Below are 18,920 nucleotides of genomic sequence, written 5' to 3' on the forward strand. Positions count from 1 at the left end.
ACCAAATAAAAAGCGCGGGCCTCTCGGCTCGCGCTTTTTAAGATTACTTCTCGATTGTTACCCATTTAAGAGAAGAATCGGCACCAAACTTGTGGATGTGGTAGTTTTTCACGTAGTCTTTCATGATAATAGCGGAACCACCTTGATAAGTTGGTAAGATCGCTGTATCTTCTTCGATTAGAATACGCTCAGCTTCTTGCATCATTTCCCAGCGCTTCTGCTCGTCCGTTTCAGTTTTTGCACCTGAAACTAGCTTGTCATACTCTTCGTTAGAATAATCCATGCGGTTATAAGCGCCGTCTGTTTCAAACATGTAGATGTAAGTCATTGGATCTGGATAGTCTGGTCCCCAACCACCAGTTGAGATATCAAAGTCTCCTGCATCTTCAAGATCAAGGAATTGCTTCCAAGGCTGTTTGTTAATTGTAATTGTAAGACCGTCTAGCTTAGACTCAAACTGATCTTTCGCATACTCTGCAATTTTGGATGCAAGGTCACTATCAGTTGTAAGGAATTCAAGTTCAACTTTATCTGTATCAAGAGCTTCTAGACCCTTCTTCCAGTACTCAGCAGCATCGTCTGCTGTTTGATCTGCAAGATAGCCGTCTGTAGCTGGTGCACGGAAATCTTCATCGTTAAAGAATAAGAATTCTTTTGGTACAAGATAGCGAGCTGCTACTGAACCATTGTTAAGCAAAACATTTACTAGACCGTCGCGATCATAAGAAAGGTATAGCGCTTTACGAATGTCATTGTTCGCAAGAGCTTCGTTCTTCTGGTTCATACGAAGGAAGTAAATAGTTGTATCAAGAATTGTTGTGAAATCTTCGCGATCTTTGAACTGATCAACGAAATCTGCACTAAGACCAGCACGATCAATTTTTCCAGTTTCATAAAGGTTAACTCGAGTTGCTTCATCTTTTACGATTTTGTAATTCGCTTCTTTAAGTTGTACTGTATCTGCATCCCAGTACCCATCATTTTTAGCAAGCTTCCAACCGTCGCCATGATTCCATTCAGCTAGTGTAAATGGACCGTTGTAAAGCATTGTATCAGATTCAAGAGAATAGTTTTCGCCTTGCTCTTCAGCAAAGTCTTTTGGCTGTGGATAGAAAGATGCAAATGTTAAAAGGTCGAAGAAGTAAGGAACCTCTTGAGTCACTACTACTTCAAGTGTTTTCTCATCTACTGCTTTAACACCAAGCTCTTCTACCTTACCGTATAAAGGATCGCCTTCAGTGATAATTTCGTTACCATTCTTAATTCCTGCAGCACCCATCATTGATGCATATCCGCCCATAGTATCTGGGTGAATAATTTTGTGCCAAGCATATACGAAATCATCTGCTTTAACTGGAGTACCATCAGACCAATTCGCATCATCACGAATCTTGAAAGTATAAACAGTTTCTCCGTCTTTTTCTTCAACTTGTGGCTCTTCAGCTGCCATACCTAGAACTGGCTTGTTGTCTTTATCTAGACGATACAGCCCTTCAAATACCTGGTTCATTGCGTTAAATGCTACTGTATCTGTAGCCTGTGTTGAATCCATAGTCGGTATATCCTGTGTATCCGTTAAATTTAGCACCTGTTCAGCTGATCCCTCAGAGCTATCGCTATCTCCGCTGGTTGCTTCTCCCTCACTGTTCGAGTTACTAGACGTGTTTGAGTTACCAGAACACGCTGCAAGGAAAAGGCTTAACAACAAGATGACCGAAAGCAGAAGCGAAAACTTTTTCTTCATTGTGTTACCCCCTATTTGTTTGTACCATTCAGTTGAAGATCTAGCACAATGTAGACTCTTCACAGTTAATTATTCAAACGAATACATTCGACGGAAAACGTTGTGAGATCTATAACAGGGAGGTCATATCACTCAACCTATGTAAACCAATGCCGACTATTCGTTTGAATATTAACAATTAACTGAATGATTAAATTTATTTTAAATTTCAAAAAACTTTCTGTAACCATCCAATTTAGCCAAAAGTATACCATCCAATTTGTCTTTTCCTACAAAAATATCCGTCAAATGGCTTAAAACCTGTGTTTATAGAGAATATTAAAATGTTAATTTTTTTGAAAATTTTATACAATTTTATCTAAAATTCTCTATAATAGGAGTGAGGTGGTGGACAATGGCGAGATTTATACTCAATCCAGAGAGCAGCAAACCGTTGTACAAACAAATCGTTGATTACTATGAAAATTCGATTATAAATGGATCTCTTCAAACAGGTAATGCCCTTCCAGCTGAGCGTGACCTGGCTGTCCAACTAGGTGTGAATCGGAGCACCGTTACGACAGCATACGCCGAATTACGTGCAAATGGCTATATAACATCCAGACAAGGGAGTGGCACACGCGTAAGTCCTGAGGCTGCAGATTTAATTCCTGATCATTCAATGACATGGAACAAACTACGAAATCAGCATTTAGCTGATGACTCTTCTTTGTATGGAAAACATTACGATTATTTAAAAGACCCTTCACTAATAAATCTAATATCAGGATCAATTGCGGAAGATTTATGCCTAGCAAAATCTGCTCATGAATTAACACCTTTTACAACTAAGCTTGATAATGCTCCACCAACGAAAGAGCGCGTCACTCACTCAATCTGTCGGTTTATGAAACAATCATGTCTAAGTGAACATATGGTCCTAACATCAAGCCTTGAACAAGCGATGCTCTTATCAGTTAAATGTTTTCTAAACCCCGGGGATGCGATAGCTATGGAAGAACCTGTGAATTACTCACACTTAAATATCCTAATTGTCTCAGGCATCCGAGTTATTAAGTATTCAACAGACAAGCCATTAACACAAACCATGTTTCAAAAAGAAAGCATCAAACTTGTAATTGCTAATTCAAACAACATTTACGATCATTCCTTAAGTCATTCAGCCATTTTACAACAAAGAAAAAAAATACTTTCTCAATGTGAGAAAGTAGGCATTCCTATTCTCGAAATTGTTGAAACATCATTACTTACTAATTCTGTAGGAAACGATCTCCCTTCTTTTTTTGAACTAGGATCGAATCGTGAATTAGTTGTTCAGATTGGCCACTTCACAGGCATAGCCCCAGGACTAAGTTTAGGATGGGTTCTTGGGCCTGAGCATGTGGTAAACCGAATACAAGAGGTACAAATGCAACTTTGCATGACTCCTCCTCCTGTATTGCTCGAAATCGTTGATAACATCTTAAATTCTGATGAACTTCATGATCATATTGATACGATCCAAGAACAATTGTATGTAAGAAAGCAGAAAGTCCTGCATAAGCTTAATACTCTTAAAGATCACATAACGATACTTCAAATAGAAGACCCTACCTCAATTTGGTTTGATTTCAAGCCATCACTTAATCGCCAGGAATTATTTGATACGCTACTAGATTCAAACGTCCTACTTGTGCCACATAAACAAGAGCATGCTGTAAGAATTAGACTACCGCTTTCTTATGTAACAAAAGAGCAGCTTTTAGAAGGGACAAGTCGCCTAATCAGTGTCTTAAATACATTACACGTGAGACAATTCGCAGTAATTTACTAATAGATGGCGATAATGATTTCCATTCAAACAACGATCATCCCGGGCAACAATACTTCGTTGGACAGATAAAGACAAATAATCACAAAAAAACGCTATCTCGTGCGAGACAGCGTTTTTTGTTACTTCTTTTTCTTTTTTCTTTGAGAATCACGGGCTGTTCCAACTTCAATACCAGTTCCTTGTCCTTCTGGCTGAGATGAAGCAAGTCCATTTGTAGTGGGGTTTGCTTTATGTTTTGCCATTTTTCTCACCTCCACCTTTTAGACTCTCCCGTGCCTCTTTTTATTATCCGATACCTTTCACAACTATGTTAAGAAAAGAGAGTGAGGTATTCCCTGTTCATTCATAAAAACTTCTATTTGAAGTTTGTGATGCTCGTCGTGTTCAATTAATCCTTTAATATAACTTGTTAGACAGAGAGGATACTTATCGATATAAAACGTGTTTTTCCACTCGATTGGGCGCCACTCTAGAAGTCGCTTGACTACTCGTTCCCTTGATTTTATCGTTTCTTTAATTAGTTCCTTTTGGGTAATCCCAGATCTAGCAAATTGGGCTGCACGGTTGTTCACTGCTTCTACATTTTCAAGCTTTGGCAAAATCGCTTCACTCTTCATGTGTGGAATTCGCTCTTCTAATAGATAATCGTCCCATTTCATGATGTGAGAGAGAATTTCAGCTGGAGACCATTTACCTGATTTAATAGGCTTAAAAAACACTTCCTCGCTCATCTCCATCGCCGTCGTTTCTAACCAGTTCGTTAATGAAGCATATTCATTTAGAATTGAACGCTCATCTGTCATCTCATCTACTCCTTCCTAAATTAAAGAGCCTAGCGATGCTTTCTAGTTCGATCTCCAGCGATTTTTTTCCACTTTTTCCTCTCCTCAAGCTGAGCCTTCTTATTCGTTTGTCGTTCAAGAAAAGCAAGCTCTCGATTGAACTTTCTATAATTCTCAAACCTTCTTTCTTCTAGCAGTCCATCAGAAATAGCATTTCTTACAGCACATTTTGGTTCACCTTCGTGCTTGCAATCCCTGAAATAACATTGTTCCGCAAGGCTTTCTATATCAGGAAAACTCTGAGACAGGTTATTCGTTTCCCACAATTGAAGTTCTCTCATACCTGGCGTATCAATCAGTACACCTCCAGTAGGAAGAGAAATCAGTTCTCGACTTGTCGTCGTATGTTTACCCTTACCGTCTTCTTCACGAATGTCTTGGACAACTTGAATATCTTGTCCGTATAACTTATTTATAAGCGTGGACTTTCCAGCTCCAGACGAACCAAGAAGAGCGGTTGTCGTTCCCTCAATTAAATAAGGCGTTAAGTCATCAATCCCTATCTCAGTGGCTGAACTAACCACGTGAATTGGTACTCCAACTGCGACACCAGTTAATGCATTCACTTTCTCCATGACGTTATCGCAAAGATCTGCTTTGCTTAAAACAATAACGGGGTTTGCCCCGCTTTCCCACGCCATCAAAAGGTATCGCTCAATTCGACTTGGATTAAAATCCTGATTTAATGCGTTTACAAGAAAAACCGTATCGACATTGGCTACGATAATTTGCTCTTCTGTCGTCGTGCCAGCAATTTTTCGAGAGAACTTACTTTTTCTTGGGAGCAATCGATGAATGATCGCCTTATTCTCTGATTTTGGAGTAATCAGTACCCAGTCACCAACCGCTGGCAAAGCATCACGCTGTGTTACTTCAAATCGGAACTTACCTGAAAGTTCTGCTGCATAAGAATTTTCTCCTGTTGAAACGCTGTAACCTCCACGATGTTCCATTTTAATTCGAGCTGGGATAAGTCCATCTTCTGCCATAGCTTGATAATTTTCTTCAAAGTATGAATTCCATCCTAATTTTATTCGTTTCAATTGAAAGCCTCCTGATTAATAAGTGTAAATATGACAAAAAGCCGTACAATGATGTCGGCTTTTATCATACAATCAGCGTAAGTAATTAGCTGATAAAGTATAAAAAACCATAGACACAATCGCACAGCCCATGGTTTTTGATCTTATTAATCAGAAGTAAGAAAAAGCTCCTACCCTACCAATTGGACTGTGCACAATATGCAATTAACAATGAATTCTTTTTGTTATTTACCATAATGCACAACCCCTTTCCGTTAGTTAGTACTTTTATTATACGCACCATCGCATGAATTAGCAATCTTTTCTGACAAATCAATCGATTTCAATCACTACGGCAATACCTTGTCCTCCACCAATACACAGGGAGGCAACACCATATTTCCCATTTCTGCGCTTTAATTCTTTTGTGAGAGTATAAAGAACACGTGTCCCACTTGCTCCTACTGGGTGTCCTAACGCGATGGCGCCCCCGTTAACATTCACTCGTGAGCGATCAAGCTCTAGCTCCTTTTCAACAGCCAGATACTGAGCTGCGAAAGCTTCATTTACTTCAATCAAGTCCATATCTTGCAATGTCATACCTGCTTTATCTAGTGCCTGTCGAATGGCAGGAACAGGACCAATCCCCATGATTGAAGGATCTACTCCCGCTATTCCCCAAGAAACGATTCGAGCAAGAGGCTTGAGATTTTTTGACGTAACGTAATCTGTTCCTGCTAATACGACCGAAGCTGCCCCATCATTAATTCCACTTGCATTTCCACCAGTGACAGTTCCATCTTTTTTGAAAGCTGGTTTTAAACTAGCTAGCTTATCTTCTGTAGTACCTTCTCGAATATGCTCATCAATCGCAAAGCTTTCCATCCCTTTCTTCCTTTTTATCTCAACAGGGGCGATTTCCTCCGCAAAAATACCTTTCTCTCTTGCTTCGGCTGCTTTTTGCTGGCTTTGGGTTGCATACTCATCTTGATCTTCTCTAGAAATCCCATACTTTACTGCAAGATTCTCTCCCGTTATACCCATTCCAGTTCCAGTGTATTCATCTGTTAACGTAGCCAACAGCATATCATCCATTTTAGGAGCACCCATTTTAGCTCCAAAACGATTTCCTCTTAACGTATAAGGCGATAAACTCATATTCTCCGCTCCGCCGGCAAGGGCCGTTTGACCCTCTCCCATCATAATAGATTGAGCAGCTGATATGACGGCCTGCATTCCAGAACCGCATAAACGATTCACTGTTAGTGCAGGGCTCTCGATCGGTATTCCTGTTCCAAGAGCAATATGACGTGCGAGATAAGAAGCATTTGATGTTGAATGAATCACATTCCCAATAACAGAAAGATCAATTTCACTTGCCTCTATCCCGCTTTTTACTAGCGCTTCCTTGCTTGCCGTAATTCCTAAGTCAGTTGGACTAATATCTTTAAGTGAACCTCCAAACGTTCCAAATGGCGTTCTGGCACCCTCCAAAATAAAAACATCTTTCATGTTCTCCCCTCCATTCTTCTCTATTTTACAAATAAAAGGAAAGCGTTTACAAGTTTTTTTAGAGAGAAAAGATTTAACTCTCTTTCACTGATTGAATCCATTATTGTGCTGTGTATCCTCCATCAATGACCACTGCCTGACCTGTAATTCCTTTTGCCTTGTCGCTTGCTAGAAACATCGTGTAATCCGCAATTTCCTGCACTGTTAACAAACGCTTTTGTGGAACGAGGGGATAGATCACTTCTTCAAGTACTCTCTCTAAAGCCACTTCTCTACTTTTAGCTAAATCTTCAAGCTGACCTCTTACTAGCGGGGTATCAACATATCCTGGGCAAACCGCATTAACCGTGATACCATCTTCCGCTCCTTCAAGTGCCGCTACCTTCGTAAGTCCAATCACTCCATGCTTTGCACTATTATAAGCGGCTTTTCCAGAGAAGCCCACAAGTCCATTAATAGAAGACATGTTAATAATTCGTCCATACTTTTGTTTCTTCATGATTGGAAAGGCGAGCTTAGTTGCAATAAACGGTGCAACAAGCATTACTTTCGTTAACAGCTCAAACTTCTCCGTTTGAAAAGCTTCAATGGCTGAAACGTGTTGAAGTCCTGCATTGTTAATCAGTACATCCAATCGACCAAAGGTGTTAATCGTTTGATTAAATAACGACTCAACTTCCATTTCTTTCGTTACATCACAGCGGATTCCAATCGTATTCATACCGCTTTCTTTTAATTCAGCCGCCGCCTTTTTTACTTTATCCTCATCCAAATCACTAAGAATAACCTTTGCCCCATTTTCAGCAAACACTCGTGCCAACTCTTTCCCAATCCCGCTCGCTGCCCCTGTAATAACGACTACTTTCTTATCCACTAACAAAAAAACCCCTCCTTCGTCGAGCTAAATTCCGAATCCTAAACTGAATAATAGAATTGCTAGGGCAAGTCCAATAAGAGGTACGATGACTGTTAGTGCCCCTACAGCTCCGTAGGCATCCTGGTGTGATTCACCACAAATAGCACGAATCGTTGTTACGACGTAACCATTGTGAGGAAGTGAATCAAGTGCTCCTGAAGAGATTGCAACCGTACGGTGGAGTGCTTCTGGATTCACACCAGCATCAATATAGTGAGGTGCAAGAAGAGGCAAGGCGATAACCTGACCACCAGATGCTGATCCTGTTAACCCAGCGATCACACTGACTGCAATGGCTCCCCCAATAAGAGGACTTCCAGGAATACCAGTCATGAAATCCACGGCTGTTTCAAATGCCGGCACAACCTTGGCTACACCACCAAAACCAACTACAGCTGCTGTATTTCCGATGGCAATCAATGATCCAAGCGTTCCATCAGAAACCGCACGTCCAAAGTTCTCAAAGTATTTGCGATTTAACAAATATGTAGCTACAATTCCTCCAAGTAAAGCAATAATAAGCGCTGATTGTTTCAAGCTATCATGGAAAATGAATGAGATAATTAATACAATGACAAGTGGGACAAGGCCGAGTAATGGATTTGGAAGCGGACGATTTTCCACTTCAGGATCCTCCTTACGCGCTTTAAACCGTTCTCCCTTGGCCACAGCTTTTGAAATCATCCGTTTCAACCACCAGTAGCCAAACAGCGCCATGAACAACGCCACTACTAAACTTACTTCCCAACCGGCATAAGGACTCGTATTTAAATATTCGATCGGAATCCAGTTTTGAATTTCTGGCGATCCTGCAGACGTCATTGTAAAGGTAACCGAGCCAAACGCAAGCGTAGCTGGTATAAAACGACGTGGTAAATCCGCTTGTTTAAATAAACTTACAGCCATTGGATAGACAGAGAATGCGACAACGAAAAGACTAACACCTCCGTACGTTAAGATCGCACAGGCTAGAACAATAGCAAGCACCGCCTGTTTCAATCCAAGTTTTGCTACAACCCATTTGGAGACGCTATCTGCCGCACCGCTGTCTTCCATGACCTTCCCAAAAATCGCTCCAAGTAAAAACATAGGAAACCACGAGGCAACAAATCCTGAGAATCCTCCCATATAGTTACCAATGAAGTTCGGAGCACCTTCTTCAACGAGTTGTGGGAAAAGTGGCAGTCCACTTAGAACAGCTACTACAATAGCGCAGAGTGGACCTGCGACGAGCAAATTCATCCCTTTCATTGTGAGATAAATAAGCAATAGTAACCCACCAATTAATCCAATCATACTTAACATGGCTGTTCCCCCTTTTTAGTAAGCATCATACTGAAGTGTCAGTGACACATTGATTTCAGGTTCTGTAGCATTCCTAATCTCTTCTAACGTGTATCCTGAAGCTATTTCTTGCACGACTAATCCTTCATCGGTAATGTCTAACACCGCTCGATCGGTAATAATTCGATTGACTACACCTTTCCCAGTAAGTGGGAGCGAACATTCCTTCACAATTTTAGGTGCCCCATCTTTGTTAACATGATCCATAATTACCGTGATTTTCTTTGCTCCATGAACGAGATCCATCGCACCACCCATTCCTTTAATCATCTTTCCAGGGATCATCCAATTTGCAAGATCTCCGCCTTCAGATACTTCCATTCCACCGAGTATCGCAAGATCAATGTGACCGCCTCGAATCATTCCGAATGATTCCGCACTATCAAAATAAGAAGCTCCTTCAATTGCTGTTACGGTCTCTTTTCCAGCATTAATGAGGTCCGGATCCAACTCATTCTCTTGTGGATATTCTCCGATACCAAGCAAGCCATTTTCAGATTGGAGGACAATCACTTTATCCTCTGATATGTAATTGGCAACAAGCGTCGGGATCCCAATGCCAAGGTTCACATAATATCCGCTCATAATTTCTTGTTCCGCTCTTCTCGCTATTCGTTCCCGTACATTACTTTTTGTAGCCTTCATCCTTATTCCCCCGATCCATTTCGAACAGTTTTTCGTTCGATTCGTTTTTCCTGCTTAGCTTCTAGGAGTCCCTGAACATAAATTCCAGGCGTATGAATCTGATCTGCATTTAAATCACCTGTAGCTACGATTTTTTCCACTTCAGCCATCGTAACTTTTCCAGAAACTGCCATCATTGGATTAAAATTGCGAGCCGTTTTGTTATAAATAAGATTGCCTGAATCATCCCCATAGCAGGCTCTAATTAGACTATAGTCAGCGCATAACGCATGCTCTAAAACATATTCTTTCCCATCAAACATTCGCGTTTCCTTTCCTTCAGCTACATTAGTTCCAACGCCTGCAGGGGTATAAAAAGCTGGAATCCCAGCACCACCAGCACGAATTCTTTCAGCAAGTGTTCCCTGCGGAATTAACTCTACTTCAAGCTCACCCGACAGTACCTGTCGTTCAAATTCTTTGTTTTCACCAACATACGAACCGATCATCTTCTTAATTTGATGGTTTTTAAGTAGCAGACCAAGTCCCCAATCGTCTACACCACAGTTATTTGAAATCACTGTAAGGTTCTTGACTCCCGACTCCACTAATCCGAGTATCATTTGTTCTGGAATACCGACTAGACCAAATCCACCGACCATTAACGTTGATCCATCAACAATTTCGCTTACTGCATCATAACCATCCCTATACTGTTCCTTCATCATTCCAACTCCTTTTTTCTTCTCAATCTTTGTAATGCAAGAAACATGCCATAATAGAATAGTTCACAATATTGTAAGCGCATTCAACATTTGGCGGATTATTCTTTTTATTTAAGTTCCGTTTTTCCGGAAAAAATAATCAATTTTCATTCGTCAACCTCTAAAAACACGTTTCTAGAGATATAATCTAAAGAAATTCCAGAAAACCGGAATAGATTCCGGTTTTCTGGAATTTCATCAAAGATTATACTTTTTAATTTTGTCATATAAGCTCGTTTTCCCTATACCAAGTATTTCGGATGCTGCAAATTTATCATTCTCACATTGAGCAAGCGTTTTACGAATCGCTTCTGATTCAGCTTCTTCTAAAATTTCTCTTAACTTTCTGTTTCCCGCTATGATCCCATCTTTATCTTTTAAGTAATCGGGGAGTGAGGTGACTTCTATTGTTTCACTACGTGTTAAATGAACAGCAGCTTCTAGCGCATTCTCAAGCTCACGAGCGTTACCAGGCCAGTTGTGCTTCCTTAATAATTGAAAGGCTTGCTCGTTAATTCCTATGACGCGCTTTCCTGCTTTCATGGAAATTTTCTTTACAAAAGATTCTGCAAGAGGTTTTACATCCTGAATTCTTTCTCTTAATGGGGGAATTTGTAATTGCATTACATTGATTCGATAGAATAAGTCTTCACGAAAGCGACGTTCCTCTACCATCGCTTCTAAAGGTCGGTTTGTAGCTGCGATTACCCTTACGTCAACTTTTTTCGATGAGACTCCGCCAACTCGTTCTACTTCTCTATCTTGTAGGACACGTAATAATTTCACCTGCATGTTAGGGGGCATGTCTCCTATTTCATCAAGAAAAATTGTACCTGTATTAGCCAGCTCAAATTTTCCTGGCTTCCCTCCTTTTTTCGCTCCTGTAAAAGCCCCTTCCTCGTATCCAAAAAGTTCCGATTCAAGTAGTTGATCAGGTATGGCACCACAATTCACTTTAATAAAAGGTCTATTGCTACGCTCACTCAGTTGATGAATGCTATGTGCAAAAAGTTCTTTACCTGTGCCACTTTCACCACGAATAAGAACCGAAACATTTCCGCTTGCTACTTGCTTCACCTTCTCTTTTAAACTCTGAATCGAATCTGATACACCAACGATGTCATATAAGGAATAATTCGCACCATTTTCCCTTGCAGATCCGCTTCGATAATATTCCAATTCAGATAAAAGCTCTTTAATATGCGTATTCATTTGCTTCCATTGTTCAGTGTCACGAAAGATAACTGTGCCTACAGCTCCGATTAATTCCTTGTTGTGATAAATAGGGACGCGATTGGCAATCATGTAGTTTCCGCGTATGTACTGCAAATCTGCAATTTCTACCTTTCCGCTTCTAGCAACGATATGCATCCGTGTGTTCTCAATGACATCCGTTACGTGCATCCCAATAACTTCTGAGCTATCTACTTCTAGAAATTCACAATACGTTTTGTTCATGAAATCAATCATACCTTCTTTGTTTACAACGACAAGCCATTCGTAAGCGTTATCAATAATAGTTTCTAACATACTGCACTTCTTAGTAAGCTCACCGGGTTTCACTCTAGCCACTCCTTTATCTTTTCTATTAACCATTGTACCATTCAACTAAAACTGCATTTTTTATAAAGTAATTAGTGGTATTCTCGTAACATACAACTCTGTTTTGTTAAATAAAAAGCTGTGTATTTACTATTAATTCTTGAATCTTGGCTTAATTGATTGAAGCACTTTCACTTCAGCGTTCTCACACAGATGTAAAATTCGCCTTCCCTGCCCGCCCCCCTGAATGCAATTCCCTTTCCCCAATAACTACTAATTTTACAAAAAAGGTTCCATTTCCTCACATTAGAAAATGGAACAGATCGATTTATATTTTGCTATAGCTTAACCGAATCATATCCCGACAAGGAATACCGTTTTCTATAATCGTCTCAGGATAGCTATCAAAAAAAACCCTCAATAATGTCTATTATACGAAAGTGACATTTTTGATAGAGAGCTAATTGATCGAGACTTGAATTACCCGTGCCAATCTCAATCTTGGTCGCTCCAAGCGCCTCTGATCTTTGGATAGCATCGTGAATAAGCTTTTTTCCTATTCCCTTTCCCCTTCTATCCTCTCTTACTGCTATATTCATGATCTCCATTATTTCCTCTTCTTTTTCTACTAACACATAGACTCCCATCACTTCTTGCTCTTCGACTGCAATATAACAGCTTCCAACTTTTAAATAACGTTCAATATGATCGAGAGATGGATCAGCTTCAAGTAGAAGATCATAAGGAAAACCCTTGTTTATTTGCATTATCTTCATCACAAAATCTCCTTACTAGTTCTTTTTCACAAGTTAACCATTCTATCCTTTTATGAACAATGCCTTCAAATATCATAAAAATAAAAAATCGTGCCTCAGCACGATTTAAGATGGTTTGACTTTAGATGTAATGATAACACTGATCACTAGCGACAAAATCAAACTTATAAGATCAATAGGATTATATAGAAGGCCAAACGTAACGGTGCCTGTCACCTGTTGCCCCTTAGCCCAGGCCATCAGCCAATCTGGTTGAAATATAGCATTAACAATTGAACCAATAATTAAATTCAAAATGAAATAGAAACTAATAAGACTGATCGTAAAAATAACGTATTTCTTCAAAACACCATGCTCCTTCTCCAAACGTCTTCTGAATTATTGTAACCTGTTGGAATCAAATTTCACAAATTAAAGAAAGATGCACACCTTTTTTTATAAACCCATAGGGTAATAGCATCACATATTCAGGAGGCCAATGATGTCGTTTAAACATTACCGATACAACGAATGGCCCAATCTGTATTCACCTTGTTATCCCTCTTATTATCGCCCTTTCCCTCCAATTGAAGTGACTCGTTTCCAACAATCAGCTGAGACGTGTTCGAAGCTAATGAAAGATGGAGAGAAACTGCTTAATAAAGTGGAAAACGACGCTCAATTTGCTCATGAATTAAAAGACGCCGCTCAGAAAAATGATCATTCCCATGTTCATATGCTGATTCAACGTGCTGGCGTGACTTCTCCCTTTCACATAGCTTATACGCCAGACGCCATTCGCGTCGATCTCACAGCAGGTAATCAAGATAATTGCAGTGAATTAACGCTAAAGCTCTGCTGGTAAACGTTACTTTAATTTCCTCCGAAGAGAAAAATAAAAAACACTAACCTGAACGAACGGCAGTAGTAGCAATATAAGAATCGGATAGGCTGAGAAATAATGAGATATAACGGGTTGGAAAGTCATTCCAGCAATTAGAAAAGGCGTGACAAACATCATCGCAATATACGCATTGCGACATGCATGGGCGGTTAAGGCTTTTTCACGTTCATCATCCTCACACAGTTCGGAAGGAAGCAAAAGTGCTTCTTTCCATCCCTTATTCTTTCTTCTCTTACTACGAGTGAATATAAAGCCAATAATACCCGTGATCAAAATAGCCAAAAGAATAGGGAGTAGGTTAATCGTAACTTCATTTCCGTCTCCACTTATTATAGTTTTAAATTGCGAAGCTGCATTGAAATAAGTAACCATAGCCCAACCAAAAAGACCAAGTATAACCAAGTTCATTAAATAAACGAAAGATAATTTCACTCTGATTCCCCCTGTAGTTGAAATACTTCCTCCACCGACATGTTAAATTCTCTACAAATATTCATAGCTAATAATAATGAGGGAACATAATCTCCCTTTTCAACAGCTGCAATCGTTTGTCTCGTTACTCCTACTTTTGAAGCGAGCTGCTGCTGCGTTAACTGAAAACGAGCTCTTAGTTCTCTAATTCGATTTTGTAATGTCACCTGAACCCCTCTCTCACATTTCCTTTATCTGTATTCTACACCAAACAAAATGTTAAGTAAACCTAACTTTAAGTTAATGATAATTAACTTTTTGACCAAAGAAAAAAGCCTGGTTTCCCAGGCTATCTATTTTACAATTAGGACGGGACATGGCGATTGTTGAGCAACCTTCTCACTTACGCTTCCAAGCATCCATTTTTTAATTCCACTCAATCCTCGACTACCGATAACAATTAAATCTGCTTCTGTCATAACAGCTAGATCCACGATTTCTTTCGCAGGATCGCCACTTCTTACCTCAGAATGAACATTCACACCCATATGATGCAGTGTTTCTTTCACTTCTCGAAGCATTGCTTCTCCATCACTTCGTTCGACTGTTACGCCACTTTGCTCTTCAGGTATCGGTGTGGGGACACCAGCATGTCCTTCATTACCAATACTTCCAGTGCCATATGGAATTCTCGTCGCTGGTTGAGCTGAAAGTTTATGTGATTCTTTCGCAACATGCACTAAATGAATAGAAGCTTTGCTTAGTTCTGCTAATTTAACTGCCTGGTGGAGCGCTTTTTCACTATCCTCAGAACGATCATAAGCTACTACAATTTTGGTATACATGATACTTTCCTCCTCAGTATTTGAAGTAGTATGGATATACCCCTACTGAGAGGAAAATAACGCCATTACCGAAAACGTATTCATATAGATATATTTGTTACATTAGCCTCATTATCCGGTAATAATAGGTTCTTTTGGATAATGGTAACGTTCGAGAGGAGCATTTCCTCGCATCATCAGTAGAAACGATATAATTCCAATTCTGCCAACAAACATGAGAAACATAATAACCCATTTACCCGCAGTACTTAGTTCAGGAGTGATGCCAAGGGATAAACCCGTTGTACCAAAGGCTGAAGTCACTTCAAATACAATGGCAGTTAATGAGAATGGTTCTGTTGCTGAAAGAATAACGACTGCCAAACCACAAAGACCAGTTGCTGTAAAAATGACGATAAACGATTTGATAATATCATCATGTAAAAGTTCTCTCCCAAAAACTTTGACACTTTTTCGACCTCTTGCAAAATGAACAACTGTTAATACAGCAACAGCAAAAGTAGTCGTTCGAATCCCTCCGCCGACACTGCTTGGAGATGCGCCAATAAACATAAGTAAACTTAACACTAACTGCGTAGACAGAGTGAATTCACTCACGTCCATAGTCGCGAGACCACCATTTCTCGTCGTAACGGACTGAAACAATGAATAGAATAGCGATTGATCCCATGACTTATCAGCCAAGAAATTTCCTGCTTCTAAAATCCATATAAGGGCGGTACCGATTAAAATTAGAGCAAAGAATGTAACCGTCGTAACCTTTGTAAACAACGTAAAGCGGTACGCTACCGTTTCTTTCTTTTGAAATAAGTAATCCTTCAGTTCGATAAGAACAGGGAACCCTATTGCGCCTAATATAAGCAGAATCATGTTAATGGATTGCACAAAATAATCATTTGCATATGGAATAAGTGAACTCCCAGTAATATCAAACCCTGCATTTGTCGTAGCACTTACTGAAGCAAAGAATCCCTGCGAAAAGGCGTCTTGCCAGGAATCATAATACTTTAGCAGATAGATCCCAAGAATAATTGTCCCTATCGCTTCAAATAAGAGAATAAGCCCGAGGATTTGCCTCATTAAACTTACAAGGCCAGCTAATGTACCACGATTTTGATCTGTACTAATAAGTTGACGTTCTTTCATTCCTATTTTCTTCCCCATTAATAACCAAATAAAAGTGCCAAGAGTCATAATCCCAATTCCACCGAATTGAAGGACAAAAGCTAGGATGTACGTGCCGGTTGTACTGAACGTATCTGCAGTAGAAACGACAGTTAGTCCTGTAACACTAATTGCACTTACAGCTGTAAATAAAGCATCTATAAAGTTCCATTCAACATTAGCTTGATGGGCAATCGGAAGACTTAACAGAACCGTCGATAATACTACAGCCGCAAAATAGAAAAGAACAATCAGCTGGACGGAAGAAAGTTCTGTTGCTTTTTCTTTGATTTTCATCTTATTCCTCCTCAGCCTCTCTGATCTATGACTGGATTATTACGAACATCGTATTCTTGTAAATCTCACTGTTTAGATAATAACCCTGTTAATAGTATAATAAAAAATGTCAATTGTTTAAATATTGGGGGAACTACTGTGGATGATCAACGATACGAGCGTGAATTACTCACCTTGAAAACCATTGCCGAAACATTAAATCGTTCAACCGACCTGAAGACGATGCTTCAATCTGTTCTTGAAGAGCTTTTGAACGTCACCGGACTCAAAACAGGATGGATTTTCTTATCAAACTATAAGAAGCAGTTTACTTGTACAGCCGATGCAAGACTTCCTGAAGCTCTTGCATTGAAAGAAAAGGAACCAATGTGTAAAGGAACTTGCTGGTGCTTAAATAAATTTTGGGATGGACGACTGAACGAAGCAGTTAACATCATTGAATGTAAACGAATTGAAGATGCCATTCATCACAAAACCGGTGATACAGAAGGATTAACTCATCATGCGACCGTTCCATTAACTGCCGCCGGGGAATCATTTGGTATTTTAAATGTTGGCTCTCCTGGTAAAGAAAAGTTTACTGAAGAAGAACTTACTCTACTTGAATCGGTTGCTTTTCAAATTGGAACAGCTATTAAACGAGTACGATTATATCAAGATGAGCAAAAACGTGCAGAAAACTATTCGAAACTTGAATCACTTACAAGAGAATTATGGAAGTGCGAACATACTGAAGAGATCATTAACGGGATTGTACGGCAAACCGCTCAATCTTTTAACTGGCCTATCGTCGGTTATTTCCATAATACCGGTCACCAGCATCTTCTCCACTCTTTGTACGATCAAAACAAATTAAACGTAATAAACATGCCTTATTCTGATGATACACTAAAAGAAGTTATAGAAGCAGTGGCTAAAGAAAGTCCCGTTACACCTCAAACGTTTCATCTTCCAATTGATGCGGAAATCACTGAAATTCATGCCCGCGCGGTCACGATTCGAAATGATCAAATAGGTATTCTATTTGCTCTTAGTCACAACGATGTAAGGCTCTCAAAAATAGATGAAGAAATTTTACAAGCTGTTGCTGATCACACGGCTCTTGCGATTGAGCAATCACGGGTAAATGAAAAGAGACAGGAGCTCATCCTCTCTGAAGAACGAAACAGACTTGCAAGAGACTTGCATGATTCCGTTAGCCAAAAACTGTTCTCATTATCAATGACAGCACGTGGTGCACAGAGTATCCAAGACAATCCTCTAGTTCTTAATGAGGCATTAGTCGATATTCAACAGCTATCACAGAAAGCAATGCAAGAAATGAAAACATTAATCTGGCAGCTTCGACCTGTGGGAATTGAAGCCGGCGTGATGACGTCCCTTAAAAATTATGCACTAGGACTAGGTCTTCAAGCCGTTTGTGACGTTTCAGGTCTTAAACTCCTCCCTAGACCAATAGAAGAGGCGCTCTTCCGGATTGGTCAAGAAGCGCTCAACAATATACATAAGCATGCTGCTGTAAATGAAGTATCACTTCAGCTGGCATTTTCTGAAACCGATGCTAGCTTAACAATTGTGGATCACGGTGTTGGCTTTGATCAAACGACTGTTGGGGATTGCACCCTTGGTCTTAGAGGAATGAAAGAACGTGCGGCCATACTAGGTGGCCATTTATTCATCACAAGTACAAGAAACTTTGGAACAACAGTACAAGTTATACTGCCGATATGAGAGGAGGATATGATGAAAATTAAATTACTTCTTGCTGATGACCATCTTATGGTTCGAAAAGGACTTCGCTTATTCTTACAAACACAGGAGGATATTGAAATTGTTGGGGAAGCAGGAAATGGAGTTGAAGCCGTGAAGCTTGCTTATGAGCTCAGTCCTGACGTTATTTTAATGGATCTAGTTATGCCTGAAATGGATGGAATTGAAGCAACTAAGCAATTGAAAAAGAACGCACCACACATCAAAATTATTATCTTAACAAGTTTTTCAGATCAGGATCATGTTCTTCCAGCCATTAGCGCTGGTGCTGAAGGGTATCAATTAAAAGATATTGACCCTGATGAGTTAGTTTACACAATACGCGCAGCATTTAGCGGTAAACGCCACCTTCATCCACTCGCTACAAATCAGCTGATGTCTCATATGACTAAGAAAGATCAAGTCGAGGATGAACGCAGAATCACAACCCTTACACCAAGGGAGAAAGAGGTATTAAGAGAAATAACTCTTGGGAAGAGCAATAAAGAGGTTGCTGCCTCTTTATATATTACTGAGAAAACAGTAAAAACTCATGTAAGTAGTATTCTTTCCAAATTAAATTTTCACGATCGTACTCAGGCTGCTCTCTTCGCGACAAAGCAGAACTGGTTTGAAAATGAAATCTACAACTAAAGGCTGAGACTGAATTCC

The 18,920-nt window shown here is 39.8% G+C and carries 19 protein-coding genes and 1 pseudogene; 4 read left to right on the top strand and 16 right to left on the bottom strand.

The features are described 5' to 3' along the window. Positions 1-43: 43 nt before the first annotated feature. Positions 44-1,744 (bottom strand): peptide ABC transporter substrate-binding protein, encoded by a 1,701-nt coding sequence (locus Q4550_RS11825; protein ID WP_303532908.1) that lies wholly within the window; start codon positions 1,742-1,744, stop codon positions 44-46. A 394-nt stretch (positions 1,745-2,138) separates the two neighbouring features. Between Q4550_RS11825 and Q4550_RS11830 the strand changes: the two genes are divergently transcribed. Next, the gene (locus Q4550_RS11830; protein WP_303532909.1) at positions 2,139-3,557 is read left to right on the top strand and encodes an aminotransferase-like domain-containing protein; all 1,419 of its coding nucleotides are present in this window, start codon (positions 2,139-2,141) and stop codon (positions 3,555-3,557) included. Positions 3,558-3,676: 119 nt separating this feature from the next. Here the strand turns inward: Q4550_RS11830 and Q4550_RS11835 are convergent, their stop codons facing one another. The 11 genes and pseudogenes from Q4550_RS11835 to Q4550_RS11885 form a co-directional block, all read right to left on the bottom strand. Then, positions 3,677-3,799: a YuzL family protein gene (locus Q4550_RS11835; protein WP_194219936.1), complete on the bottom strand. Its 123-nt coding sequence runs from the start codon at positions 3,797-3,799 to the stop codon at positions 3,677-3,679. Positions 3,800-3,862: 63 nt separating this feature from the next. Continuing rightward, positions 3,863-4,360, bottom strand: a complete 498-nt coding sequence (locus tag Q4550_RS11840; RefSeq protein WP_303532915.1) for a DinB family protein — start codon at positions 4,358-4,360, stop codon at positions 3,863-3,865. Between the two features lie 29 nt (positions 4,361-4,389). After that, positions 4,390-5,388: a ribosome small subunit-dependent GTPase A gene (gene rsgA, locus Q4550_RS11845; protein WP_303533237.1), complete on the bottom strand. Its 999-nt coding sequence runs from the start codon at positions 5,386-5,388 to the stop codon at positions 4,390-4,392. A 366-nt stretch (positions 5,389-5,754) separates the two neighbouring features. Next, complete coding sequence (locus Q4550_RS11850) at positions 5,755-6,933, bottom strand: acetyl-CoA C-acetyltransferase (protein WP_303532917.1); 1,179 nt, start codon at positions 6,931-6,933, stop codon at positions 5,755-5,757. A 100-nt stretch (positions 6,934-7,033) separates the two neighbouring features. Beyond that, positions 7,034-7,813 carry a 3-hydroxybutyrate dehydrogenase gene (locus tag Q4550_RS11855; protein WP_303532918.1) on the bottom strand — a complete coding sequence of 260 codons (780 nt, stop codon included), beginning with the start codon at positions 7,811-7,813 and terminating at the stop codon, positions 7,034-7,036. 21 nt (positions 7,814-7,834) lie between these two features. Then, positions 7,835-9,154 (bottom strand): GntP family permease, encoded by a 1,320-nt coding sequence (locus tag Q4550_RS11860; RefSeq protein ID WP_303532920.1) that lies wholly within the window; start codon positions 9,152-9,154, stop codon positions 7,835-7,837. A gap of 15 nt (positions 9,155-9,169) precedes the next feature. After that, positions 9,170-9,838 carry a CoA transferase subunit B gene (locus Q4550_RS11865; protein WP_303532922.1) on the bottom strand — a complete coding sequence of 223 codons (669 nt, stop codon included), beginning with the start codon at positions 9,836-9,838 and terminating at the stop codon, positions 9,170-9,172. A gap of 2 nt (positions 9,839-9,840) precedes the next feature. Continuing rightward, positions 9,841-10,542, bottom strand: a complete 702-nt coding sequence (locus tag Q4550_RS11870) for a CoA transferase subunit A (protein WP_303532925.1) — start codon at positions 10,540-10,542, stop codon at positions 9,841-9,843. A 237-nt stretch (positions 10,543-10,779) separates the two neighbouring features. Beyond that, positions 10,780-12,144 (bottom strand): sigma-54 interaction domain-containing protein, encoded by a 1,365-nt coding sequence (locus Q4550_RS11875; RefSeq protein WP_371018793.1) that lies wholly within the window; start codon positions 12,142-12,144, stop codon positions 10,780-10,782. A 307-nt stretch (positions 12,145-12,451) separates the two neighbouring features. Next, positions 12,452-12,899 (bottom strand): annotated as a pseudogene (locus tag Q4550_RS11880) (GNAT family N-acetyltransferase). Between the two features lie 105 nt (positions 12,900-13,004). Continuing rightward, a complete protein-coding gene (locus Q4550_RS11885; protein WP_194219929.1) occupies positions 13,005-13,244 on the bottom strand; it encodes a hypothetical protein in 240 nt (79 codons plus the stop codon). A gap of 136 nt (positions 13,245-13,380) precedes the next feature. Here Q4550_RS11885 and Q4550_RS11890 point away from each other — a divergent pair, with 136 nt between their 5' ends. Further along, entirely contained in the window at positions 13,381-13,743 is a 363-nt protein-coding gene (locus Q4550_RS11890; RefSeq protein ID WP_303532927.1) for a YuzC family spore coat inner layer protein, read from the top strand. Between the two features lie 3 nt (positions 13,744-13,746). Here the strand turns inward: Q4550_RS11890 and Q4550_RS11895 are convergent, their stop codons facing one another. From Q4550_RS11895 to Q4550_RS11910, 4 genes are all read right to left on the bottom strand, one after another. Beyond that, complete coding sequence (locus Q4550_RS11895) at positions 13,747-14,214, bottom strand: hypothetical protein (protein ID WP_303532929.1); 468 nt, start codon at positions 14,212-14,214, stop codon at positions 13,747-13,749. Next, positions 14,211-14,420: a helix-turn-helix transcriptional regulator gene (locus tag Q4550_RS11900; RefSeq protein ID WP_303532931.1), complete on the bottom strand. Its 210-nt coding sequence runs from the start codon at positions 14,418-14,420 to the stop codon at positions 14,211-14,213. Before Q4550_RS11900 ends, Q4550_RS11895 begins: the two co-directional genes overlap by 4 nt. A gap of 126 nt (positions 14,421-14,546) precedes the next feature. Continuing rightward, entirely contained in the window at positions 14,547-15,038 is a 492-nt protein-coding gene (locus Q4550_RS11905; protein ID WP_303532932.1) for a universal stress protein, read from the bottom strand. Positions 15,039-15,149: 111 nt separating this feature from the next. Then, complete coding sequence (locus tag Q4550_RS11910) at positions 15,150-16,499, bottom strand: TrkH family potassium uptake protein (RefSeq protein WP_303532933.1); 1,350 nt, start codon at positions 16,497-16,499, stop codon at positions 15,150-15,152. Between the two features lie 138 nt (positions 16,500-16,637). Here Q4550_RS11910 and Q4550_RS11915 point away from each other — a divergent pair, with 138 nt between their 5' ends. Together Q4550_RS11915 and Q4550_RS11920 are read left to right on the top strand one after the other, a co-directional pair. Then, positions 16,638-18,230 (top strand): GAF domain-containing sensor histidine kinase, encoded by a 1,593-nt coding sequence (locus Q4550_RS11915; RefSeq protein ID WP_303532935.1) that lies wholly within the window; start codon positions 16,638-16,640, stop codon positions 18,228-18,230. Between the two features lie 12 nt (positions 18,231-18,242). After that, positions 18,243-18,902, top strand: a complete 660-nt coding sequence (locus Q4550_RS11920; protein WP_303532937.1) for a response regulator — start codon at positions 18,243-18,245, stop codon at positions 18,900-18,902. The last annotated feature ends 18 nt before the right edge of the window (positions 18,903-18,920 follow it).

Source organism: Anaerobacillus sp. 1_MG-2023 (genome assembly GCF_030547345.1).
Classification (GTDB): Bacteria; Bacillota; Bacilli; order Bacillales; family Guptibacillaceae; genus Guptibacillus; species Guptibacillus hwajinpoensis_B.